Genomic DNA, 22,639 nt, shown 5'->3' with positions numbered 1-22,639 from the left:
GACATGGACGCGGAGGCCGCAGGCACGGAGACCACCGGGGCCGGGGTGGCGGAGGAGGAGCGGCTGCGCCGCTGGCGGCTGGTGCTGGGCGGCGGTGCGGCGGACGGCACCGGCTGCCTGCTGGGCGGCACCGACAGCGGGATGGACCGCACCCTGGAGGCCCTCTACGGGGACGGCGGGCCCGGCGGCAGGGGCACCGGCGGAGCCCAGGGCGGTGGCGGCAGCAGTGGTGGCGGCGGGCTCGGTGCCTCGGCGCCGCACGTCTCGCGCTGGCTGGGTGACATCCGCACCTACTTCCCCAGCTCCGTCGTGCAGGTGATGCAGCGGGACGCGATCGACCGGCTCGGGCTCTCCGCGTTGCTGCTGGAGCCGGAGATGCTGGAGGCGGTCGAGCCGGATGTGCACCTGGTGGGCACTCTGCTCTCGCTCAACAAGGCGATGCCGGAGACCAGCAGGGAGACGGCGCGGGCCGTGGTGCGCAAGGTGGTCGCCGAACTGGAGAAGCGGCTGGCCTCCAGGACGCGCTCGACCCTCACCGGCGCGCTCGACCGCTCCGCGAAGGTCAACCGGCCCCGGCACCGGGACATCGACTGGGACCGGACCATCCGCGCCAACCTCAAGAACTATCTGCCCGACCACGGCACGATCGTTCCCGAGCGGCTGATCGGATACGGGCGGGCGGCGCAGGCGGTCAAGAAGGACGTCATCCTGTGCATCGACCAGTCCGGTTCGATGGCGTCCTCCGTGGTCTACGCCTCCGTCTTCGGCGCGGTGCTGGCCTCCATGCGCACGCTCGACACCCGGCTCGTCGTCTTCGACACCAGCGTGGTGGATCTGACGGACGACCTGGACGACCCCGTCGACGTGCTCTTCGGCACCCAGCTGGGCGGTGGCACGGACATCAACCGGGCGCTGGCCTACTGCCAGTCCCGGATCAGCCGCCCCGCCGAGACGGTCGTCGTACTGATCAGCGATCTGTACGAGGGCGGGATACGGCAGGAGATGCTCAAGCGGGTCGCCGCGATGAAGGGGGCCGGTGTTCAGTTCGTCACCCTCCTCGCCCTGTCCGACGAAGGCGCGCCCTCCTACGACCGCGACCACGCGGCCGCGCTCGCCGCGATGGGCGCCCCCGCGTTCGCCTGCACCCCCGACCACTTCCCGGAGGTGATGGCAGCGGCAATCGAAAAGCGCCCCTTGCCGGTCCCGGACTGAGCCGGCCACCCGCCGTGAGAGGCGCGGGCCACCCCGCATCAGAAAACGACCGGCCGCGCTGTGACCGTTGTCACCGCGTATGTGTGAGGTGCGATTTAGGCAGCGCACGCACGCAGGGCTAACCTGCAAGGCGGACATGCCGCGCGACCCGTGGACGCCGCGGCCCTGCGGCACGCCCACGCTGACAACGACCGCGAGACCACTGATTAAGGGGACGGACGCGCGTGGACCTGTTCGAGTACCAGGCGAGGGACCTCTTCGCCAAGCATGACGTACCGGTGCTGGCCGGTGAAGTCATCGAGACACCTGAGGCGGCGCGCGAGCTGACCGAGCGGCTCGGCGGCAGGGCTGTCGTCAAGGCGCAGGTCAAGACCGGCGGCCGCGGCAAGGCCGGTGGCGTCAAGCTGGCCTCCGACCCGGCGGACGCGGTCGAGAAGGCCGGCCAGATCCTGGGCATGGACATCAAGGGCCACACGGTCCACAAGGTGATGCTCGCCCAGACCGCGGACATCCAGGAGGAGTACTACGTCTCCTTCCTGCTGGACCGCACCAACCGCACCTTCCTGGCGATGGCCTCCGTCGAGGGCGGCGTGGAGATCGAGGAGGTCGCGGCCACCAAGCCCGAGGCGCTGGCCAAGATCCCGGTCGACGCCATCGAGGGCGTGACCGAGGCGAAGGCCCGCGAGATCGCCGAGGCCGCCAAGTTCCCGGCCGAGCTGATCGACCAGATCAGCAACGTGCTGGTGAAGCTCTGGGACGTCTTCGTCAAGGAGGACGCCCTCCTCGTCGAGGTCAACCCGCTGGTCAAGACCGCCGACGGCAAGGTCATCGCGCTGGACGGCAAGGTGTCGCTGGACGCCAACGCCGACTTCCGCCAGCCCGAGCACGAGGCGCTGGAGGACAAGGCGGCGGCCAACCCGCTGGAGGCGGCGGCCAAGGCCAAGAACCTCAACTACGTCAAGCTGGACGGCCAGGTCGGCATCATCGGCAACGGCGCGGGTCTGGTCATGTCCACCCTCGACGTGGTGGCGTACGCGGGCGAGGCGCACAACAACGTCAAGCCCGCCAACTTCCTCGACATCGGTGGCGGCGCCTCCGCCGAGGTGATGGCCAACGGCCTGGAGATCATCCTCGGGGACCCCGACGTCAAGTCGGTCTTCGTGAACGTCTTCGGCGGCATCACCGCCTGCGACGCGGTCGCCAACGGCATCGTGCAGGCGCTCGAGCTGCTCAAGTCCAAGGGCGAGGACGTCAACAAGCCGCTGGTCGTCCGCCTCGACGGCAACAACGCCGAGCTGGGCCGCAAGATCCTGACCGACGCGGCGCACCCGCTCGTGCAGCAGGTGGACACCATGGACGGCGCGGCCGACAAGGCCGCCGAGCTGGCCGCCAAGTAAGCCCGGACGAGACCGAACGAGGACATCGACACACCATGGCTATCTTCCTCACCAAGGAGAGCAAGGTCATCGTCCAGGGGATGACCGGCTCGGAGGGCCAGAAGCACACCAAGCGGATGCTGGCCTCCGGCACCAACATCGTCGGCGGTGTGAACCCGCGCAAGGCGGGCACGACCGTTGACTTCGACGGCACCGAGGTGCCCGTCTTCGGCGGCGTCAAGGAGGCCATGGAGGCCACCGGCGCCGACGTCACCGTGATCTTCGTCCCGCCGAAGTTCACCAAGGACGCCGTGATCGAGGCGATCGACGCCGGGATCGGCCTCGCCGTCGTGATCACCGAGGGCATCGCAGTCCACGACACCGCCTACTTCTGGGACTACGCCACCCAGAAGGGGAACAAGACGCGGATCGTCGGCCCGAACTGCCCGGGTCTGATCACCCCCGGCCAGTCGAACGCCGGCATCATCCCGTCCGACATCACCAAGCCGGGCCGCATCGGTCTGGTCTCCAAGTCGGGCACGCTGACCTACCAGATGATGTACGAGCTGCGCGACATCGGCTTCTCGACCTGCGTCGGCATCGGCGGTGACCCGGTCATCGGCACCACGCACATCGACGCCCTCAAGGCGTTCGAGGCCGACCCGGACACCGACCTGATCGTCATGATCGGTGAGATCGGCGGTGACGCGGAGGAGCGTGCGGCCGACTTCATCAAGGAGAACGTGACCAAGCCGGTCGTCGGCTACGTCGCGGGCTTCACCGCTCCGGAGGGCAAGACGATGGGCCACGCGGGCGCCATCGTCTCCGGCTCCTCCGGCACCGCGCAGGCGAAGAAGGAGGCCCTCGAGGCCGCGGGCGTGAAGGTCGGCAAGACCCCGTCCGAGACCGCACGGCTCGCGCGGGAGCGCCTCAGCGCGTGACGCGTGGCCGCGCGCCGGCACCTGGCGCCTGGTGCCTGGTGCCTGATGCCTGATGCCTGGCGCCTGAGTGGGCGTTCGCGCGGCGGCTGATCGTCCGACGGGCCCGTACCCTCCGGGGGCGGGCCCGTCAGCCGTTCGGGGCGCGGTACCCGGGCGGCTGGAAGTCGCGCAGATTGCCGCGCTCGTTGGTGGAGCGGAGCTGGGGCAGGTAGGCCTGGCCGGGGCCGCCGGCCGGTTTCCGGTACGTACGTCCGGCCTTGCTCGCGTCACTCGTACGAGTGGTGACGGGGCCCTCACGCGTTCCCGAGACTGTGCCCGTTCCCGAGACTGTGCCCGTTCGCGGGGCCATGCCTGGTCCCGGGGCCGTGCCCGGGAACAGTCCCGCATCGGCGTTCGGTGCGCCCGGCAGCGTGGCGGGCGCGAAGGTGCGTGACGGTGCCCGGACGGGCTTGTCCGCCGGGCCGTCGCCGGTCTCGGCCGTCAGGAGCGTGAAAGCCGTCGCCGTCGCCACCGTCGCCGTCAGACCGATCGAGGCGCGGGTCCACAGCCGCGTCGTACGGAGGCTGCTGCGGCGCACCAGCTGTGGCGGCATCGGGCGTACCGGCTGCGCGGCGGCGAGCTCGCGCAGCGCGTGCGCCAGTACCGCACCGCACTGTCGCCGTGGTGCCCGCGCCAGCCGTGGCCAGCACTCCTCGAGTGCCGCCCGCCCGTGCGTGACCCGGCCTGCCGCTGCCTCGGTGCTGCACTCCACCTCGGCGGCCGTCTCCTGCAACGTCAGTCCCAGCCCGTAGTGCAGCAGCAGCGCGGCGCGGTAGCTGCGCGGCAGTCCCAGGAACGCCGCCAGCACCGTCCGGTGCTCCGGTGCGCCCCGGTACGTCTGCGGCCTGCGGTGCCGAGGGTGGAACTGGTGCCAGGGGGAGAGCGCGTACTCGTACACCGTCGCTCGCACCGTGCGCGTGGGCTCGCTCTCCGCCAGGACCTTCGGCCAGTGCTGCCATGCCTGGTGGAACGCCCAGCGAACGGCTCGTTCGGCCACTCGACGGTGCCCGCTCAGCACAAACGCCTGCCGGGTGAGCGCCCGCGCCTGCCACCGGTAGAGCTCGTCGAAGGCCTCGACCGGGTCGTCGGGGAGCGCCGTGCGCCGCCTGGCCGAACCCACGAAGTCCTCGACCGGACCTGGCACCGCTTCCACGACCTCGACCTGCGGCTCCGGCTCACCGGGCGGGGCGGGCGCCGGCACCCGTGGCGCCGGGCCGGAGCCCGGCTGCCCTTCGCTGCGCGGGGTCGGCGCGAGGGCCGCCGCGCCTTCGCCGTCCTGCGCTGCTTCCGCCTCTCCCGCCACATCTGCCGGGTCTGCCACGTCGGCCGCGTCAGGCACGTCTGCTGGGTCCGCCATGTCCGCCAGGGCAGGCGCGTCCAGCACATCCAAACCCTGCGACGCGGCAGAGGCATCCGACACATCAGCTCCGTCAGCCTTCGCTGCCGCGTCAGCCTCCTCCGCCTCGCCCGACGGGGTCTCATCCGGCACCGCTTCCGAGCCCGCGCCCGGCGCGGGCGCCGTTTCCGGTGCCGTTTCCGGTGCTGTGTCCGGTGCGGCCGCTGCCTCCGGCTCTTTCAGCGCGCTCGGCCCGCCCGACGACGCGTCCGGTGCCTCTTCCGCCTCGGAAGAGGCCTGGGCGGAAGGGCCGTCAGAAGCTGCGGGGGCACGGCGCTTCGCCGCACTCGCGGCCGCGTCGGCAGAGGCGGAAGAAAGTTGCATAGCCCATAGCTTGTGCGACACAGCGACAAAATGCCTGCTACTAGGGCAAAACGGGTGTTCTTGGCAGCATGGCGCCGTGAGCCAAGTGACGCACCGCGGTCCGTCGTTGTCCTCGGGCCGTGGCCACCCCCGCCCCCTGCCCCTCACCAGCGGCTGGTTGCTGGGCGGCGCCGTGGCCGCCGGGCTCGGGCTCGGCGCGTTCGCCGTCGTCGTCCTGCTGCTGTGGACCGTCTCGCCGTACCCCGACAGCGGGGCCGGCGGAGCCCTGCGTACGGCGGCGGACCTGTGGTTGCTGGCACACGGCACGCATCTCGTACGGCACGAGACGCTGTCCGGTGCCGCGGCACCCGTAGGGGTGACGCCGTTGCTGCTGACGGCGGTACCCGTGTGGCTGCTGTGGCGCGCTACGCGGGAAGGGCTGGACGCACGGCTCACCGCGGACGACGACGAGTACGGGCCGCTCGCCGTCGCGGGCTGGGTCTCGGGCGGCTATCTCCTCGTCACCGCAGCGGCGGTCGCCTACGCGTCGGACAGCCCGATCGAGGCCGATCCCGTCAGCACGATGTGGCGACTGCCGCTGTTCGTCGTCGGGGTGACCGGGCTGTGCGCGGCCCACGGCGCGCCGAACCGTTCGGGGGCGACTGCCGCCTCGGCGGCTGCGCTCACCGCCCGGCTGCCGGAGGCTGCCCGGACCGGGCTCAGGGCACTGCTCGGACACCTCACCCGGGACCGCGCCGCCGTCGCCGTCCAGGCGGCCGGTGCGGCGACAGTGGTCCTGTGCGCCGGGGGAGCCACGCTGCTCGCGGGCTCCCTCCTGTGGAACGTGCAGGCGGTGTTCAGTGCGTTTCCGGAGCTCACGAACAGCGTCTCGGGTCATCTCGGCGTCCTGCTGCTCACGGTTGCGCTGCTGCCCAACGCGGTGCTCTGGGCCACGTCGTACGGTCTAGGGCCCGGCTTCACGCTGGGTGCCGACAGCGTCGCCGCTCCGGCCGCCACGACGGCCATGCCGCAGTTGCCCCCGTTCCCGCTGCTGGCCACCGTTCCGGATGAGGGCACAGGCGGTGCTTTCGGATGGTGCCTGGCGGGCGTGGTCCCGCTGCTGGGCGGCCTGATCTGCGGCTGGTGGGTGGGCCGCTCGGAGGTGGCCGTCGGCGCCGGACCGGGCACAGCCCCCAGCAGGACCGGCAGCCGGCGCGCCGTCGTCGTGGCGGTGCCGCTCGCCGCGGTGCTGTGCGGCGCCGTGCTGGCGCTGCTCACCGCGTGCGCCAGCGGCCCGCTCGGCAACGAGGCACTCGCGCACCTGGGCCCCTGCTGGTGGCAGACCGGCGCCGCCGCGTGCGGGTGGCTGCTCGTCGTCGGCCTGCCGACCGCGCTGTGGGTCCGGTGGTGGACGCGGCGCAACGCGCATCGGTCGGCGCTCTTCGCCGCGCTGATGGCGGCGGTGGCGGCACCGACCGAGGAGGAGAGCGGCCCCGACGCCGCCTGGCACACGGACGAGGCCCGCCGTGAGCGCTGGACCGCGATGAAGGCGGCTTCCGGTGGCCTGATGCCCGCCTTCGAGCCGACCGCCCCGGCGGACGACGGGCCCGAGGCGGAGTCCGGGCCCGAGGCGGAGTCCGGGCCCGAGTCCGAGCCCGCCGCCGCTTCCGGCACCGAGCCCGCTTCCCAGCCCGACTTCGAGCCCGAGCCCGAGCCCGAGCCCGAACCCAAGCCCGAGCCCGAGCCCGGACCCGAGCCCGGACCTGGGCCCGAGCCCTCGTCCCCATCCGGTTCCGGACCCGCCCCGCAAGCGGACCCGGAACCCGCCCCCGAACCGGGCCCGGAGCCCGGCCCCGACGCCGACCTCAGCCGCGACCCCGACCTCAGCCCCGAGCCCGAACCCGACCCCGCGAACGTCAGCTCCTAGACAGGCGGCAGGAAGAACCCCGGAACGGCGCCCCCCGCAGCCCCAACGGCCCCGGCAACCTCAGTGCTCTCAGCGGCCCCGGCCGCAACGTCAGCTCAGCGGTCTTCCAGGAACGGCCGCAGGTCCTCGGGCAGGTGCCTCTTGCAGTCGTCGCGGGAGGACTGGGTCAGCGCGTCGTTCTGGCAGGTGAAGAAGTCGCTGTAGACGAATTGGAGCGCGAACGTCGCCGCCACGATCGTCAGCGTCAGACCGGCGGTGACCAGCCCGCCGATGGCCGCTGTCCGCTTGGCCTTGTCCGCCTGCGCCGGTGTCACGGCGAGCGGGATCGGGGGCCGGCCGTCGCCCGCCCCTTCGCGGGTGTCGGCGGCGTCCTCCCCCTCGGTGGCGCGGGAGGTGCCCGCGACGTCCTCCGCGGTCGCGGCTGCCCCACGGCGTCCGCGTTTGCCGCTTTTGCTCCCCTTCTCCCTCACGGACTTGGGCAGCTTGCCGCGCAGCGCGTTGATGCCCCAGTACAGCGAGAGCGCTCCGAGCAGCAGGGCGACCTGCGGCACGCTCAGCAGGGCGAAGAAGAGGCCCCAGATACCGGCGTGCAGGGAGTAGCGGGCGTGCCGTTGAAGGGGGTCGGTGGGGTCCCAGCGCATGCCGCGTGTGCCACCGGGTCCGGCCGCCGGTCCGCCAGGCCCACCCGGGCCGCCCGGGCCCTGGCCGCCGCCGCCCGGTCCCGCGCCACCGCCGTTGCCGCCGCCCGGTCCGCCGCCGAAGCCGCCACCGTGCCGCCCCGGCTGGCGGCTGCTCCACTGGCTGCCCCATGCCGACGGCTGCTGCTCGCCGTCCGAGGAGCCGGAATCATCGCCTCCGCCGTCCCCGGCGCTCTTCCCGTCGCCGTTGCCGCCGTCGCCCCCGCCGTTCCCGCTCCCGCTCCCGTGCGCGTTCCCGTCGGGGCTGCCGCCACCGCTGCCGGACGCCCCGCCCGGTCCTCCCGGCCCATCCGACCGGGACGAACCTGACGAATCACGCGAACCGGACGGCCCGAACACCCGCGGCTCCCACGGCTGGTCCGGCTGCCCCTCCGGCGGTGGCGCGAAGGGGTTGTCCTCGCGGGAGGAGCTGTCGGATGCGGCCGCACGGCGGCGTCGGTCGGTCATCTGGTGTGTGTCTTCCTCGTCGCTTCCGCGTCGCTTCCACGGCCCTGCGGCCCCCCAGCCCCCGCAGGAGCCCGAGGAGACCGTGTCCCTGACGCTACCTTCCGCGTGCGCCCCCGTCCCGTGGGGGCGGTTTCGAGTGCCGGTATCGTTGCCGACGGTCGGACGCTTCGTAGAGTTCCCCGGAATCCTCGGGTCCACGTACTTGTACGACCACACAATTCCGTCTCCCCCGAGAGAGAGCCCCGTCGTGGACGCGCAGTCCTTCCGTCCCGTCGCCCCCGTGCGCCTTGTCGTCCTGGTGTCCGGTTCCGGCACGAACCTCCAGGCGCTGATCGACGCCGCTGCCGACCCGGCGCTCGACACCCCGTACGAGATCGTCGCCGTCGGGGCCGACCGGAGCGGTGTCGAGGGGCTGGCGCGGGCCGAGCGGGCCGGGATCCCGACGTATGTGTGCCGGGTCAAGGACTACGGCAGCCGCGCGGAGTGGGACGCGGCGCTCGCCGAGGCGACGGCCGCCCACGCGCCGGACCTGGTGGTCTCCGCGGGCTTCATGAAGGTGGTCGGCAGCAGCTTCCTGGCGCGGTTCGGCGGGCGGTTCCTCAACACCCACCCCGCGCTGCTCCCCAGTTTTCCCGGTGCTCACGGCGTACGCGACGCGCTCGCGTACGGCGCGAAAGTGACCGGGTGCACCGTCCACTTCGTCGACGACGGCGTCGACACCGGACCCGTCATCGCGCAGCGCGCCGTCGAGGTCAAGGACGAGGACTACAACGACGAGGGTGTCGCCCTGCACGAGCGGATCAAGGAAGTCGAGCGACGGCTGCTCGTCGAGGTCGTGGTGCACATCGCACGCCACGGCTACACGCTCGAGGGGCCGAACATGAGAAGGGTACGACTGGGTCATGAGTGAGAGTGCTGCGCTGGGCGCCAAGCGGCCGATCCGCCGCGCGCTGGTCAGTGTGTTCGACAAGACGGGGCTCGAGGAGCTGGCGCGAGGGCTGCACGCCGCCGGTGTGCAGCTCGTCTCGACCGGTTCGACGGCGAAGCGCATCGCGGACGCCGGGGTTCCGGTCACCCCCGTCGAGGAGCTGACCGGCTTCCCCGAGTGCCTGGACGGGCGGGTCAAGACGCTGCACCCGCGCGTGCACGCGGGCATCCTCGCCGACCAGCGGCTCGAGGCACACCGCGAGCAGCTGGGCGAGCTGGGTGTCGAGCCGTTCGAGCTGGTCGTCGTCAACCTCTACCCGTTCGCGGAGACCGTCGCCTCCGGCGCCTCCGACGACGAGTGCGTGGAGCAGATCGACATCGGCGGCCCCTCCATGGTGCGCGCCGCTGCCAAGAACCACCCGTCCGTGGCGGTCGTGGTCAACCCCGACCGTTACGGCGAGGTGCTCAAGGCAGTCGAGAACGGCGGCTTCGACCTGGCGGCCCGCAAGCGGCTGGCGGGCGAGGCCTTCCAGCACACCGCCGCCTACGACGTGGCGGTGGCGGGCTGGTTCGCCACGTACGCCGAGAGCGACGCCGGGACCGGCGCCGAGGCCGGCTCGGCGGGGACGGGCGAATCCGCGGCCTCGTCGCAGTTCCCCTCCTTCCTCGGCACCACCTACGAGCGCAAGAACGTACTGCGCTACGGCGAGAACCCGCACCAGCCCGCCGCGCTCTACACCACGGGCGGCGGCGGTCTGGCCGAGGCGGAGCAGTTGCACGGCAAGGAGATGTCGTACAACAACTACGTCGACACCGATGCCGCGCGCCGTGCCGCCTACGACCACACCGAGCCGTGTGTCGCCGTCATCAAGCACACCAACCCCTGCGGCATCGCGGTCGGCGCCGACGTGGCCGAGGCGCACCGCAAGGCGCACGCCTGCGACCCGCTGTCCGCGTACGGCGGCGTGATCGCCGTCAACCGGCCGGTGTCCCTGGCGATGGCCGAGCAGGTCGCGGAGATCTTCACCGAGGTCATCGTCGCCCCCGGCTACGAGGACGGCGCGGTCGAGGCCCTCTCCCGGAAGAAGAACATCCGTGTGCTGCGCTGCCCCGAGGCGCCCACCGCACCGGCCGAGTTCCGTCCCATCGACGGCGGCGGTCTCGCGCAGGCCAAGGACGCCTTCCAGGCGGCGGGCGACGACCCGGCGAACTGGACGCTGGCGGCCGGCGAGGCCCTGTCCGACGACGAGCTCGCCGAACTGTCCTTCGCCTGGCGGGCCTGCCGCGCCGTGAAGTCCAACGCGATCCTGCTCGGCAAGGACCGCGCCACCGTCGGCGTCGGCATGGGGCAGGTCAACCGCGTCGACTCGGCCCGGCTCGCCGTTCAGCGGGCCGGTGCGGAGCGGGCACGCGGCTCGTACGCGGCCTCAGACGCGTTCTTCCCCTTCCCCGACGGCCTGGAGGTGCTGGCCGAGGCGGGCGTGCGCGCCGTGGTGCAGCCGGGCGGCTCGGTCCGGGACGAGCAGACCGTCGAGGCCGCCAACAAGGCGGGCGTGACGATGTATCTGACGGGGACGCGGCACTTCTTCCACTGAGCGCTGCGCGATGTCGCTACGGCACACGACGTCGCTACGGCACACAAGGACGGGCCCCTCATGTGAACCGTGAGGGGCCCGTTCCCGTTCTCGGCAGTGCCGACGGTCAGTACTGCGGCCGATTGAACCACTGGCCGGCGGCGCTCATCGAGCAGAAGACGATGGTCAGCACCGCGGTTGCCAGCCACAGCAGGCACATGAAGATGGTCCCGGCGACGTCGCTGTCCCCGCTGCCCATCGCGCCGAAGACGGCCACCAGCGGAATCAGCGCATTGAGCGAGCCCGCGATGATGGCGGTGACACGGGTGCCGATACGCCCCTTGCCGAACATGGCGGCCGGCACGATGTGCAGCGCCGCCATGCCGCCGAAGATCAGGAGCCCCACCAGCGCTCCGCCGAGCGCCGCGCTCCCCACGGAGTCCGCGACAGGGACGTCGTCGAGCGCGTCGTTCGCAGCCAAGCCGACCGTGAGCACAATGAACGCGAGCAGCGCCCACAGCGCTCCCGCGATGAACAGCAGCACGCGCGCGGTGACGACCACCCCCGGCATGCTGACGGTGGGCCGCATGGGGCCGCCCGGTCCTGCCGGGTACGCGGGTATGCCGCCGGGGTAGCCGTAGTTCGGCTGACCGGCGCCCTGCTGCGGGTAACCGTAGGGGGCGCCCGGGGCGCCGGGAGCGCCCTGCTGCGGTGCCGCATACGGGTTGTTCGGTTGCTGGCCGGGGGGCGGCGGGTAGCTCACGGGCTGTTTCCTCCGACGGTGTTGAGGAGCGGATGGGGCCGAGTGACTCCGGAGAATCACGGCCTGCCCTCAGCAATGTCGCTTCCCCCGGTCACGGCGCCGCACCGTCGGCCCTCCCTGCACTGCCCGACGCCGTTCACCCATGTTGATGGTCCGACTGTCAGGCTGTCCAGCCACGTTTCCCGGCTGTGGACAACCCACAACGCTCGGTCAACCCCTCGCGGAACCGTTCCGGACGGCTCTGACGTGCGCTTTCAGACCAGTTGCCCCTCCAGCACGGTCAGATGCCCTTCCTGTACGAGGTCGAACCGGAGCGCGAACCGCACCAGTGCCTCGCGGACGGTGTCCGGATCGTCCGGGGTGCGCAGCCGAAGCTTCAGCCGCAGGTAGTCGATGTTCCAGGCGACGGCAGCCGGGGAGACGTCGGGCCATACGGGGCGCAGCCGCTCAGTGAGCTCCGCGATGTCGGGCACCTGGGCGGGTGTCGCCTCCCCAGTGCGCAGACTCGCCTCGCACAGTGCCGCCAGAACGAGGAAGTAATGACAGGTGTGGTCGAGGGGGTAAGGGCGGGGGAACGGGTCGAAGGTCCAGTCCTCCGCGCCGTGTGCCCCTTCGGTGGCCGCACCGTCGCCGCCGATGCCCGTGCCCGCACCGGCGCTTGCGCCAGCGCCCGTGCCCTCGGCGAGCGCCCCGCCGAGCGGTGAGCCGCCCGGTGTGAGGTAGTCGTGGCGCGGCGCCAGTACGTCGAAACCGCAGCCGGGTCTGGACTCACCGGCGCACAGGTGCACGCGCGCGAACTCGAAGGGGACCGGCGCGTCGGCACGGCCGGGCGCGACCCTGATGTGCTCCCCCGCGCCCTCGGGATTCTCCACGATGTAGGTCTGGTCGCTGCTGAAGTTGGTCAGTATCCAGAAGGCACCGGTCGCCGTGATCTCCCCGGCCGCACACGCGACGGCGGGGTGGGAGATGGCCAGGCCGTTGCCTGCCGGTGCCGTGCGGCCGAAGCGCAGCGTATGGCCCGGCTCCAGCCGGTACTGCTCCTCGGGTCCCCGGCACCCGTCCGGGACGATGATCACGCTGAACACGCCCGGCACGCTACTGACTCTCCGTGCCTGTGCACAACGGAGCGTAGGGGTAGCAGAGAGGCACATGAACCGACCTTTGCCGTCCCGTTGCCAACGCGACGCCACGCGGGTGACACGGGCTCGCACAGCAGCCTGAGCGGATCGCACAGCAGCACCGGTCGCACCGGCCCGCGCCGGCGCGACCACAACAGCGCCCGGCGCGGTCCGGTGCGACCCCGCGCAGCCCCGGAGCGGCGCGGACGGTGCCCAAACGCCCCCGAACGGTGCCCGAGCCTCACTCGGTGCCGCTCGACGGAGCCCCGGAAGAAGTCGGCCACCCGCACCTGAGTGGAGAGCAGGGGCCCCGATCCGCGAGGATGGGCGTATGACCGCCCAGATTCTCGATGGCAAGGCCACCGCCGCCGCGATCAAGTCCGACCTCACCACGCGTGTCGAGGCGCTCAAGGCGAAGGGCATCACGCCCGGCCTGGGCACGCTGCTCGTCGGCGAGGACGTCGGCTCCCAGAAGTACGTCGCGGGCAAGCACCGCGACAGTCGGCAGATCGGCATCAACTCCATCCAGCGCGAGCTGCTCGCCACGGCGACGCAGGAGGAGATCGAGGCGGTCGTCCGCGAGCTGAACGAGGACCCGGCCTGCACCGGCTACATCGTCCAGCTCCCGCTCCCCAAGGGCATCGACGTCAACCGGGTGCTGGAGCTGATGGACCCGGCCAAGGACGCCGACGGCCTCCACCCGACCAACCTGGGCCGCCTGGTCCTCAACAAGCCCGCACCGCTGCCGTGCACCCCGCAGGGCATGCTCGTACTGCTGCGCCGGTACGGCGTCGAGTTGAACGGTGCGCACGTGGTGGTCGTCGGACGGGGTGTGACGGCTGGCCGTCCGCTGCCGTTGCTGCTGACCCGGCGCAGCGAGAACGCGACCGTGACGCAGTGCCACACCGGTACCCGCGATCTTCCGGGGGTGCTGCGGCAGGCGGACATCGTCGTCGCCGCCGCCGGTGTTCCCCACCTGATCAAGCCGGAGGACATCCGTCCGGGCGCCGCCGTGCTCGACGTGGGTGTCAGCCGGGACGAGAGCGGCAAGATCGTGGGCGATGTGCACCCGGGTGTCGCCGAGGTGGCCGGCTGGCTCAGCCCCAACCCGGGCGGCGTCGGACCGATGACGCGGGCCCAACTGCTGGTCAACGTGGTGGAGGCGGCCGAGGCCCAGGCGGCCGAGGCGGCCCGCTGAGCGCGGTCAGAGGGAGTGCCGTGAGGGACGAGGGTGACCGCGCCGAGACCGGCCCGGACCGCGACGACGGCGACCGCGCCGACGGCGACCGTGACCGTGCCCGTACGGGTGACCGGGGCGGCGAGGCGGGCGGCGCGGAGGACGGCGCCACGGCGGCTGCCACAGACGGTGACGTGAAGGGAGACTCCGCGATGGCCACGCAGGAGGCCGCACCACCGCGCAAGGCGTCGCGGCGCTTTCCGGTGCTGACCAGGGACACAGCGCGACCCGAGGGCGGGGGCCGCGCGATAGGAGGCGACCGCCCGGCACCCTACCGGCAGTGGCCGCTTCTGGTGGTGTCCGCCGGGGTGCTGGCCGGACTGCTGGTGACGGTCGCCCAGTTCCGCGCGGGCACCCTCATCATCGGCCTGTCGTTGCTGGGCGGTGCGGTGCTGCGCTGGGGCAAGCCCTCGGTCGGCATGCTGGCGGTGCGCTCGCGCTTCACCGACATGATCACCTATGGCGTACTCGGCCTCGCCATCGTGCTGTTGGCCATGATGGCGCAGCCGAGCCCGTGGCTCACGATCCCGTTCTTGGACACCATCGTGCACTTCACAGTGCGCTGACCTGCGCCTCGACGCCAGCACGCACTGCTGCGGCAGCTGTCGAAACAGCGCCGTGAAACTGTTGCGACAGTGCTGCGAAATGGGCGGCGGCCCGCCTTCCACCCGGAGGGCGGGCCCTTCCATGAGCGTTGGTGCGGGGTACGTAACCGTTGGTGTCCGGATGGGCTGGCAGACTAGGGGGCGTTTGCGCGGACGAGCACCCAAAGGCCGTGGCGCGACACGGGGGAAGGGAACAGTGAGAGCGCACTCGCGGACAAGGGGGAGGCTATGCCTCGTTGGAGGTCGCTACCGGAGGATCTGGACCCGCAGATCCGGGAGTTCGCGAGCCAGCTACGCCGGCTCGTCGACCGCAGCGGGCTGAGCGTCGCCACCATCGCGGACCGGACCGGGTACAGCAAATCCTCATGGGAGCGTTATCTGAACGGCCGTCTGTTGCCCCCGCGCGGCGCCACTCAGGCGCTCGCCGAGGTGACCGGGACGGACGTGCGGCATCTGGGCACCATGTGGGAGCTGGCCGAACGGGCGTGGAGCCGCAGCGAGATGCGGCACGACACCACCCTGGAGGCGATCCAGATCGCCCAGGCGCGCGCCGCGCTGAACGAGGAGCCCGAGGAGACCCGCGAAAAGGGACGCAGGCGGCGCAAGGGCAAGAGCACACCCGAAGGCGGCGAACCCCAGGGCGGCGCCCCCGGAGCGGCAGCGTCCGGCAGCGGCACGCCCGTCGCCGAGGGCGGCGGCCCCACCGTGCCGCACCAGGGCGCTCCGGAGGGTCGGACCGTGCCCTCCCAGCGGGCCGACCCGGAACAGGGCGTCCCGGAGGACGGCGATGTGGGCACCGCCATCCTGCGCAAGGACGCCATCCGCGCGGCGGGCGACGCCGCGACCGCGCGCGAGCGACGCCACCGGTCCGACGCGACCGAATGGGGCACCCCGGCGCCGGGCCTCGGCAAACCGGGGTCGACCGACCGGCCCGCCACCACCGGCCATCAGGGCACCACCGGCCACCCGGGCGCCACCGGCCACCCGGGCGCCGCCGTGGGCGGCCCGGAGAGCGACCGTACGGGCAGCGGCAAGGGCACGGGCAAGGGCACGGGCAAGGGCGGGGGCGGCCGCCGGAAGGTGACGGTCCTGCTGGCATCCCTCGTGGCCGTTCTCGTCGTCGCGGCGGGCGCCGTGCTCTTCTTCGACCTCGACGGCGGCAAGGAGAAATCCGCCGAGCCGAAACCCAGCCCGACCCGGAAGAGCTCGCCCCTCCCCGCGGGAGTGAAGTGCTCGGGCAAGAGCTGCTCTGGCAAGGACCCGGAGGCCATGGGGTGCGGCGGCAAGCACGTCGCCACCAGCAGCTCCGCCTGGGTGGGCACCAGCTTCGTCGAAGTGCGGTACAGCAAGGTGTGCAAGGCGTCCTGGGGACGGATCACCCGGGCGAGGACCGGTGACGCGCTGCGTATCACCGGACCGGGCGGGCAGGCGGAGAGCGACAAGGTGGCGACGACGAACGACGCCTACACAAAAATGGTCTCCGTAGCGGCCCCGGACGAGGCGCGCGCCTGTGCCACGCTGGCGGCGGGTGGCAAGGGCTGCACCGTTCCCGGCAAGAAGGCGCGGTGAGCGGGTCCGGGGTGACGTGAGCGGACCCGGGGGTGAGGCGGGCGCGGTGTCGGATAGCCTGGCCGGTGGGTCTCTTGACGTAGAGAGACTTCCGGCCACCCGCCAGCCACGTCGTCAAGTACTACGGAGAACGCATGACCCGCACTCCCGTGAACGTCACCGTCACCGGCGCCGCAGGCCAGATCGGCTACGCGCTGCTGTTCCGTATCGCCTCCGGCCAGCTGCTGGGCGCCGACGTGCCGGTCAGGCTGCGTCTGCTGGAGATCACCCCGGCTCTGAAGGCGGCCGAGGGCACCGCCATGGAGCTGGACGACTGCGCCTTCCCGCTGCTCCAGGGCATCGAGATCACCGACGACCCGAACGTCGCCTTCGACGGTGCCAACGTGGCGCTGCTCGTCGGCGCCCGGCCCCGCACCAAGGGCATGGAGCGCGGCGACCTGCTGGAGGCCAACGGCGGCATCTTCAAGCCGCAGGGCAAGGCGATCAACGACCACGCGGCTGACGACATCAAGGTGCTGGTCGTCGGCAACCCGGCCAACACCAACGCGCTGATCGCCCAGTCGGCGGCGCCGGACGTTCCTGCTGAGCGGTTCACCGCCATGACCCGCCTCGACCACAACCGCGCGCTCACCCAGCTCGCGAAGAAGACCGGCACCTCCGTCGCCGACATCAAGAAGCTGACGATCTGGGGCAACCACTCCGCCACGCAGTACCCGGACATCTTCCACGCCGAGGTCGGCGGCAAGAACGCCGCACAGGTCGTCAACGACGAGAAGTGGCTGGCCGACGAGTTCATTCCGACCGTCGCCAAGCGCGGTGCCGCCATCATCGAGGCGCGCGGCGCCTCCTCCGCCGCGTCCGCCGCGAACGCCGCCATCGACCACGTGCACACCTGGGTCAACGGCACCCCCGAGGGCGACTGGACCTCCATGGGCATCCCCTCGGACGGCTCCTACGGCGTACCGGAGGGCATCATCTCCTCCTTCCCGGTGACCACGAAGGACGGCAAGTACGAGATCGTCCAGGGCCTGGAGATCAACGAGTTCTCCCGCACCCGTATCGACGCCTCCGTCAAGGAGCTCACCGACGAGCGTGACGCGGTCCGCGGTCTCGGCCTCGTCTGAGAACCGACCGCGCCGGCTCCAGGTCGGCCGGTTCCCGGCCCTGTGAGCCCCCGTGCGCCCCGAGGGCCCGTACGGATCAGCTGATCCGTACGGGCCCTCGGGCGTTTCCGGGCGGGTGCGGCCGATCCCGGGCGGCGCGTGGGGTCAGTCCTCGTCACCGCCGTCCTCGTCGGCCATCGCGTCCTCGTAGGCGCGCAAGGTGGCGACGATCAGCGCGCGCTCGGCGGGCGAGAGCTCGGTCAGCACCTGGCGCCAGGCGCCGGCGCCGCGGGCGAGCCACCGCGAGATGGTGGGGCGGTGGGCCTCGGTGATGCTCACGATGCGACGGCGCCGGTCGTTCTCGTCCTCGTGCCGCTCCAGCACGCCCTTCCGGCTCAGCTCGCCCACCAGCAGGCTGACCGTGGTGGGGGCGACCTCCAACCGGGCGGCCAGGTCGTTGACGGTCATCGGGCCGTCGAAGAGAAGGAACGAGAGCAGGGAGAGATGGCGCGGGGCCAGCGCGAGCGCCTGCAGCTCCTCGGGTACCGGGATGCGCTTGACCCGGCCGACGATGCGCGGCATGAGCAGCAGGAGCGCGCGTACGGCGTCGTCCTCGGCGAGCTCATCCTGCCGGGTCGGCTGCGCCTTCGGGGCCGCGTGGCCCTGCTGTTCTTGGGGGCTCAGGGGCTTCTCCAGTCCCAGTAGCTCCTCCACTCCCTGCTGCTCCTCGTCTCTCTGTTGTCCCTTCTCCTTCCCCCGTCTCTCTCGGTGACCGTCCATTGACATGGCGGCGGGCCTCCTATTAGCTTTGGAACCAAAGATGCTTTGTGACTAAAGGTGAATCGGTCGCGATGTTAGCGATCCGGCTGTTCACCTTGCCGATTGGGTGGTGGCCATGCCGCACTTCGAGGTGCAGATTCATGAGGAAGCCCTGGGTGGGGAGGATTCCCCCGTCAGTGGGCAATTGATCAAAGAGCTGACAGAAGCCGCACTGACGGTGTATCCCGAGTCGTTCCGGAAACTGGTCGGGGTCGAGATCTTCGGCGTACCCAGCGGGAGGTGGGGCGTGGGCGGCAAGATCACGGATGAGCTCGCACCGATCGTGACCTTGCGCTCACGGGAGGGGCTCTTCCACCATCCCGACTTCGTCGGAGCGCCCGCCCGACTGATATCCGCGATCACCGACGCCGTCGTCGCTGTTCTCGGAGAGAGCGTGCGGGAGCGGGTGACGGTCCGGCTGCTGGGGGTTCCGACGGGCCGCTCGGGCGTCGGCGGCGAGCCGGCCTGATCAGGCGGCGCCGGCCGTTCCCGGGGACGAGGTCCTGCCGCCCTGCCCCTGCTCGGAGCCCGATGGAGAGGGCCGAGGTCACTGCCAGGGACAGCGCGGCGACCGAGGCCATGGCGGTGGCCGGGGACCTGAGTTCCGCGACGGCGCCCGCAAGTGCGGCACCCACCCCTTGCAGGGCCAGCATCCCCGACGCATGCAGGCCCAGCGCATGGCCGCTGAGCTCCTCCGGGGTCAGCTCCATCAACCGCTCCTGGAGCAGCAGACTGGCGCCGAAGCCGACGGACGCCAGCATCACCAGCCCCGCCGCCAAGGGCAGTGAGGGACGCAGTACGAAGAGGAGATAGGGGGAGGCCAGCAGAGCAAGCATCGGTACGGCCAGCCGCCTCCGCCAGCGAGGTGGCACAAAGCGGCCGACGACGGTGTCCCCGGCCAGCATGCCCGCCGCTCCGCAGGTGAAGAGGAGCCCGGCCTCTCGCGGGGCGAACGGTACGAAGAGGGACTCGCAACCGACCACCAGACCGTTGGGCACCCACAGCCCCAGATAGACCAACCGTCGGGAGGGGGACGACCACAGCAGAGAGTTGGTCCGCCAGGTCTGCGCCACCGAGGGCCTGCCCGTGGCCCGGGGCGGGCGCTCTCCGAGACCGAGCCGTGCGACGGCCGCACCCGTCAGATACAGCACGGCACCGATCAGCAGGGTGCCGCGCGCGGAGAGAACGGCGACAAGGACACCACCGAGCGCATAGCCGCAGATCTGCATGACGCCGTTGGACATATTGAGCACCGAACGACCGAGGAGATATCCGTCCTTGCGAAGGACCTCGTTGAGAAGCCCATAGCGCACCCCGCCCGCCAGCGAGGCGAACACACCGAGGACGAGCAGCACGGAGAACGAAGCGGCGACGGGCAGACCCGGTACGGCCTGCACAGCCGTACCCAGGGCGAACGTCAGAAGCAGCACGCTCATCGCAGCGCGCGGCCGCAGCCGGTCGGCAGCCGACAACAGGGTCGCAGCCCCGAGGAGTTGAGCCAGCGACGGCCCGAACATGGCAAGGGAGGACAGCAGCGGGGACCCGGTAGCGGCGTAGATGAGCGTGCCCAACGCCAGACCGCTCACCGTCTGCCCCGCCACCTGGAAGGTGCTGGTGAGAAAGAGAGGAGTGAACTCGGGCGCCCGGAAGAGCTCGCGATAGGTGTGCATGGCGGGGAGTCTCGGCCGGAACGAGCCAGCCGGTTACTGTTTCGCCCCAGCTCGAAAGGTCGCCGCAGCGCGACGCGGAACGCCGCGTTGGGCCTGAGCCGAACGCCGCGTTGGGCCTGAGTGGGTTTCCTTGGGCCCGCTGTCAGCTTGGGGCCCGGTTGCGGACCCGAGCGAGCCGGAAGCGTGGCCATGCGCCCGGACCAGCTCGGGCTGGTGCGGCCCATAGCTCGTGGCCGTGGCGGGGACCAGGCCTGTGGCGGAGTCGGACGAGGGCACGCGCCCCGGGGGCAAGATGGACATCGGGGTGAGAAGGAGCGCGCAGCGTGGGGTGGTGGCAGGTCAGTGCAGACACCTTGGCGGGCAGCCGGTTCGTGGTCTCGCCGCTCGCGGAGACGATCGCCGGTCTCAAGGTGCTGGAACGGGGGAGCGCCGCCCATCCCGGGGAACGCGCCTGGCTCGACGCGCATCGGCCCGCCTATCGCGCCCGCCAGGAGGCCGACCCGGTCACCGCGCAGCTGATACGGGCGGCTCTCGGTCCCACCTGGAACGCCGACTTCCTCACGCCCACGCCGGACCCCGAAGCGTACGACTCCGCCGGCCCCTCCTTCGAAGAGGAGGTCGCCCGGGTGCGGGATGCGCCGCCGGAGGCGGCCCGCGCCGATCTGTTGGTGTCGCTGGGCAGCAAGGGCCCGCTGCCCGCCCCGCTGCGCCGGGACGACTTGCCAGGGCGGATGGCGGACACCCTGGAGTGGGTGTGGCGGGAGACGGTGCGGCCGTACTGGGCGCGGCGGCGCCGGATCATCGAGGCCGATGTGGTGGCCCGTACGGCGCAGCTGAGCCGGGGTGGCTGGGCCGCCGCGCTCGACGACATGCGGCCGGGCATGCGCTGGCTCGGCGAGAGCAGGCTCCAGATCAACACCCGCACCTACCCGCCGCGCGAACTGGCGGGGGCACGGCTGATGTTCGTCCCGGTGACGCCGCATACGGGGTGGGTGTCCTGGGAGGCCGCCGTCGACCGGCCGTCCCGCTACGCCGTGGTGTACCCGTGCGCGGGAGCCCTCGCGGGGGCGCTCGGGGAGGCGGAAGGGGTGCCGGTGTCCGAGGCGTTGGGGGCCCTGCTCGGGCGTGCGCGGGCCACCGTGCTGGTGCTCCTCGACTCCCCGAAGAGCACCAGCCAACTCGTCGCGCTGACCGGTCAGGGGCTGGGCTCGGTGGGCCACCACCTCCGCGTCCTGCGGGAGGCGCGGCTGATACAGCGCCGCCGTGCGGGCCGTTCCGTCCTCTACTACCGCACCCCGGCCGGCGACTGCCTGCTCCGTGCCGTTCAGCGATGACCGGCGGTGGAGCGAGGGTCGGGCCGCAGCCAGGCAACCGTCACCGCGCCGAGCACCGCGAGCACCACTGCCGCGACGCGGAACCCGGCGGCCATGCCCGTGGTGAAGCCGCCGGTGTGGGAGGCCATCACGGTGCCCATCGCGGCGACGCCGAGTGCGCTGCCGAACTCCCTTGCCGCACCGTTGAGTCCGGAGCCGAGGCCCGCGCGGTCGGCGGGCAGGGAGCTGAGGACGGACAGGGAGAGCGGCGGCATCGACAGACCCATGCCGACGGCCATCACCAGCAGGACGGCGGCGTAGGGGAGATAGGGAGTGGAGCCGTCGACCAGTGAGAGCAGACCCAGTCCGACCGTCAGGGCGGCGAGCCCCGTCGCCACCATCGGGCGGGCGCCGAACCGGCGGGAGAGCCGGGGGCTGAGCCGGGAGAAGACCAGCATCCCGACGGCGACGGGTCCGACGGCGAGCCCGGCGACGGCGGGGGAGTAGCCCTTGGCGTACTGCAGATACTGGGCGTTGACGAAGAACAGCGCGAACAGCCCGAAGAAGGTGGCGCCTATCCCCAGTACCCCGGCCCGCAGCGGGCGGGCCAGGAACAGCCGCGGGTCCACCAGTGGGCGCGCCGAGCGCAGCCCGTGTCCGACGAACGCGCCCAGCAGGAGGGCGGCCAGTGCGAAGGAGACGAGGACCAGCGGTGAGCCCCAGCCGTGGCCGGGGCCCTCGATGAGGGCGGTGAGCAGCGCGAGCGAGCCGAGCACCAGCAGGGCGGTGCCCAGCGGGTCGGCGGGGCCCGCCGGGGCTCCGGCCGTACGGGGGGTCAGGCGCGCGGTCAGTGCGAGCAGGAGCAGCGCGGCAGGGGCTGTGACCCAGAACAGCCCCTGCCAGGGCAGGTATTGCAGGACGAGGCCGCCGCCGAGGTTGCCCAGCATGCCGGCGGCACCGGTCGCGCCCGTCCAGACGGCCACGGCGTGTGCCCGGCGCTCGGGCGGTGCGGTGCGGACCGCGAGGGAGAGGGACGCGGGCATCACCAGCGCGGCGCCCGCGCCGGCCAGGGCCCGGCCGGCGATGAGTACGGCGACGTTCGGTGCGAGCGCCGCCAGCAGACAGCCGGCGGCGAAGACGGCGAGACCGGCGAGCAGGGCGCCCTTGGGGCCGCGCCGGTCGCCCAGCGCCCCGGCGGGGATGAGGAGTCCGGCGAAGACGAGGACGTAGGAGTCGACGATCCACAGCAGTTGCGCCGAGGTGGGGTGCAGGTCTCCGGAACTGAGCTTGGGCAGCGCCAGGTTCACGGCGGCCACCAGAGCCACAGCGAGTACGACGCACGCCGACATCAGCCCGAGCACGGTCGCGTGCCGCGGGGCGTGGGAGCTGAGCGGCGGCGCCGTCTCGGGCTGGAGCGCTGCATCGGACGCGGTATCAGGCATGGGTGTATCCCCCGGGCGGTGAACGAAAAGACAGATGAACGAAAGACGGCTGAACGGAAGACCAGCGAGCGAGAGACGGGTGCCGGAGAACAGGTGCGGCGGAGCCCGGCGAGTGCTTGTACGGTAGGCGGGCCAGCTGGGTTAATTCAATTGCAACCTC

19 protein-coding genes are annotated in these 22,639 nt (G+C 71.9%); 12 read left to right on the top strand and 7 right to left on the bottom strand.

Annotated elements, in window-relative coordinates:
- Window positions 1–3: 3 nt before the first annotated feature.
- The 3 genes from HC362_RS12280 (at window position 4) to sucD (ending at window position 3,529) form a co-directional block, all read left to right on the top strand.
- Window positions 4–1,212: a VWA domain-containing protein gene (locus HC362_RS12280; RefSeq protein ID WP_243088517.1), complete on the top strand. Its 1,209-nt coding sequence runs from the start codon at window positions 4–6 to the stop codon at window positions 1,210–1,212.
- A 224-nt stretch (window positions 1,213–1,436) separates the two neighbouring features.
- Complete coding sequence (gene sucC, locus HC362_RS12275) at window positions 1,437–2,609, top strand: ADP-forming succinate--CoA ligase subunit beta (protein WP_209265557.1); 1,173 nt, start codon at window positions 1,437–1,439, stop codon at window positions 2,607–2,609.
- A 35-nt stretch (window positions 2,610–2,644) separates the two neighbouring features.
- Window positions 2,645–3,529, top strand: coding sequence for a succinate--CoA ligase subunit alpha (gene sucD, locus HC362_RS12270; protein WP_243083997.1), 885 nt, complete (start codon window positions 2,645–2,647; stop codon window positions 3,527–3,529).
- A gap of 127 nt (window positions 3,530–3,656) precedes the next feature.
- Here sucD and HC362_RS12265 read toward each other — a convergent pair whose 3' ends face one another.
- A complete protein-coding gene (locus tag HC362_RS12265; protein ID WP_243083996.1) occupies window positions 3,657–4,925 on the bottom strand; it encodes a sigma-70 family RNA polymerase sigma factor in 1,269 nt (422 codons plus the stop codon).
- Between the two features lie 439 nt (window positions 4,926–5,364).
- Here HC362_RS12265 and HC362_RS12260 point away from each other — a divergent pair, with 439 nt between their 5' ends.
- On the top strand, window positions 5,365–7,194 hold the full coding sequence (locus tag HC362_RS12260; RefSeq protein ID WP_279240094.1) for a DUF6350 family protein: 1,830 nt from the start codon (window positions 5,365–5,367) through the stop codon (window positions 7,192–7,194).
- A gap of 95 nt (window positions 7,195–7,289) precedes the next feature.
- Here the strand turns inward: HC362_RS12260 and HC362_RS12255 are convergent, their stop codons facing one another.
- Window positions 7,290–8,339, bottom strand: a complete 1,050-nt coding sequence (locus tag HC362_RS12255) for a hypothetical protein (protein WP_243083995.1) — start codon at window positions 8,337–8,339, stop codon at window positions 7,290–7,292.
- Between the two features lie 247 nt (window positions 8,340–8,586).
- Between HC362_RS12255 and purN the strand changes: the two genes are divergently transcribed.
- Both purN and purH read left to right on the top strand, forming a co-directional pair.
- A complete protein-coding gene (gene purN, locus HC362_RS12250) occupies window positions 8,587–9,249 on the top strand; it encodes a phosphoribosylglycinamide formyltransferase (protein ID WP_243083994.1) in 663 nt (220 codons plus the stop codon).
- On the top strand, window positions 9,242–10,861 hold the full coding sequence (gene purH, locus HC362_RS12245) for a bifunctional phosphoribosylaminoimidazolecarboxamide formyltransferase/IMP cyclohydrolase (protein ID WP_243083993.1): 1,620 nt from the start codon (window positions 9,242–9,244) through the stop codon (window positions 10,859–10,861). The genes purN and purH overlap by 8 nt, the downstream gene beginning before the upstream one ends.
- A gap of 106 nt (window positions 10,862–10,967) precedes the next feature.
- Here the strand turns inward: purH and HC362_RS12240 are convergent, their stop codons facing one another.
- Window positions 10,968–11,603 (bottom strand): proline-rich domain-containing protein, encoded by a 636-nt coding sequence (locus HC362_RS12240; protein WP_243083992.1) that lies wholly within the window; start codon window positions 11,601–11,603, stop codon window positions 10,968–10,970.
- A 254-nt stretch (window positions 11,604–11,857) separates the two neighbouring features.
- A complete protein-coding gene (locus HC362_RS12235) occupies window positions 11,858–12,688 on the bottom strand; it encodes a hypothetical protein (protein ID WP_243083991.1) in 831 nt (276 codons plus the stop codon).
- 364 nt (window positions 12,689–13,052) lie between these two features.
- Between HC362_RS12235 and HC362_RS12230 the strand changes: the two genes are divergently transcribed.
- From HC362_RS12230 to HC362_RS12215, 4 genes are all read left to right on the top strand, one after another.
- The gene (locus HC362_RS12230; RefSeq protein ID WP_243083990.1) at window positions 13,053–13,919 is read left to right on the top strand and encodes a bifunctional methylenetetrahydrofolate dehydrogenase/methenyltetrahydrofolate cyclohydrolase; all 867 of its coding nucleotides are present in this window, start codon (window positions 13,053–13,055) and stop codon (window positions 13,917–13,919) included.
- 20 nt (window positions 13,920–13,939) lie between these two features.
- Window positions 13,940–14,524 (top strand): DUF3017 domain-containing protein, encoded by a 585-nt coding sequence (locus HC362_RS12225; protein WP_243083989.1) that lies wholly within the window; start codon window positions 13,940–13,942, stop codon window positions 14,522–14,524.
- A 267-nt stretch (window positions 14,525–14,791) separates the two neighbouring features.
- Window positions 14,792–16,132 (top strand): XRE family transcriptional regulator, encoded by a 1,341-nt coding sequence (locus tag HC362_RS12220; protein WP_243083988.1) that lies wholly within the window; start codon window positions 14,792–14,794, stop codon window positions 16,130–16,132.
- A gap of 134 nt (window positions 16,133–16,266) precedes the next feature.
- A complete protein-coding gene (locus HC362_RS12215; RefSeq protein WP_209265568.1) occupies window positions 16,267–17,256 on the top strand; it encodes a malate dehydrogenase in 990 nt (329 codons plus the stop codon).
- Between the two features lie 144 nt (window positions 17,257–17,400).
- On the opposite strand, the gene HC362_RS12210 is transcribed toward HC362_RS12215, so the two are convergent.
- A complete protein-coding gene (locus HC362_RS12210) occupies window positions 17,401–17,817 on the bottom strand; it encodes a MarR family transcriptional regulator (RefSeq protein WP_243088516.1) in 417 nt (138 codons plus the stop codon).
- 313 nt (window positions 17,818–18,130) lie between these two features.
- On the opposite strand from HC362_RS12210, the gene HC362_RS12205 reads away from it, so the two are divergent.
- Complete coding sequence (locus tag HC362_RS12205; protein WP_243083987.1) at window positions 18,131–18,523, top strand: hypothetical protein; 393 nt, start codon at window positions 18,131–18,133, stop codon at window positions 18,521–18,523.
- Here the strand turns inward: HC362_RS12205 and HC362_RS12200 are convergent.
- Window positions 18,414–19,724 carry an MFS transporter gene (locus HC362_RS12200; protein ID WP_243083986.1) on the bottom strand — a complete coding sequence of 437 codons (1,311 nt, stop codon included), beginning with the start codon at window positions 19,722–19,724 and terminating at the stop codon, window positions 18,414–18,416. The genes HC362_RS12205 and HC362_RS12200 overlap by 110 nt on opposite strands.
- Before the next feature lie 323 nt (window positions 19,725–20,047).
- Here HC362_RS12200 and HC362_RS12195 point away from each other — a divergent pair, with 323 nt between their 5' ends.
- On the top strand, window positions 20,048–21,058 hold the full coding sequence (locus HC362_RS12195) for a helix-turn-helix domain-containing protein (protein ID WP_243083985.1): 1,011 nt from the start codon (window positions 20,048–20,050) through the stop codon (window positions 21,056–21,058).
- Here the strand turns inward: HC362_RS12195 and HC362_RS12190 are convergent.
- Window positions 21,049–22,479 (bottom strand): MFS transporter, encoded by a 1,431-nt coding sequence (locus HC362_RS12190; protein WP_243083984.1) that lies wholly within the window; start codon window positions 22,477–22,479, stop codon window positions 21,049–21,051. The genes HC362_RS12195 and HC362_RS12190 overlap by 10 nt on opposite strands.
- Window positions 22,480–22,639: the final 160 nt, after the last annotated feature.

Origin of the sequence: Streptomyces sp. 891-h, assembly GCF_022760275.1 — a bacterium.
GTDB classification, from domain to species: Bacteria; Actinomycetota; Actinomycetes; order Streptomycetales; family Streptomycetaceae; genus Streptomyces; species Streptomyces spirodelae.
Note: the sequence above shows the minus strand (reverse complement) of the source record. Positions and strands in the feature narration are given on the sequence as shown.

Excerpts from the sequence above, each read along its gene's own strand:
- HC362_RS12280 (WP_243088517.1), top strand. The coding sequence starts at position 4 with ATGGACGCGGAGGCCGCAGGCACGGAGACCACCGGGGCCGGGGTGGCG.
- sucD (WP_243083997.1), top strand. The coding sequence starts at position 2,645 with ATGGCTATCTTCCTCACCAAGGAGAGCAAGGTCATCGTCCAGGGGATG.
- HC362_RS12265 (WP_243083996.1), bottom strand. The coding sequence starts at position 4,925 with ATGGCGGACCCAGCAGACGTGCCTGACGCGGCCGACGTGGCAGACCCG.
- HC362_RS12255 (WP_243083995.1), bottom strand. The coding sequence starts at position 8,339 with ATGACCGACCGACGCCGCCGTGCGGCCGCATCCGACAGCTCCTCCCGC.
- purH (WP_243083993.1), top strand. The coding sequence starts at position 9,242 with ATGAGTGAGAGTGCTGCGCTGGGCGCCAAGCGGCCGATCCGCCGCGCG.
- HC362_RS12230 (WP_243083990.1), top strand. The coding sequence starts at position 13,053 with ATGACCGCCCAGATTCTCGATGGCAAGGCCACCGCCGCCGCGATCAAG.
- HC362_RS12220 (WP_243083988.1), top strand. The coding sequence starts at position 14,792 with ATGCCTCGTTGGAGGTCGCTACCGGAGGATCTGGACCCGCAGATCCGG.
- HC362_RS12215 (WP_209265568.1), top strand. The coding sequence starts at position 16,267 with ATGACCCGCACTCCCGTGAACGTCACCGTCACCGGCGCCGCAGGCCAG.
- HC362_RS12210 (WP_243088516.1), bottom strand. The coding sequence starts at position 17,817 with ATGCCGCGCATCGTCGGCCGGGTCAAGCGCATCCCGGTACCCGAGGAG.
- HC362_RS12205 (WP_243083987.1), top strand. The coding sequence starts at position 18,131 with ATGCCGCACTTCGAGGTGCAGATTCATGAGGAAGCCCTGGGTGGGGAG.
- HC362_RS12200 (WP_243083986.1), bottom strand. The coding sequence starts at position 19,724 with ATGCACACCTATCGCGAGCTCTTCCGGGCGCCCGAGTTCACTCCTCTC.
- HC362_RS12190 (WP_243083984.1), bottom strand. The coding sequence starts at position 22,479 with ATGCCTGATACCGCGTCCGATGCAGCGCTCCAGCCCGAGACGGCGCCG.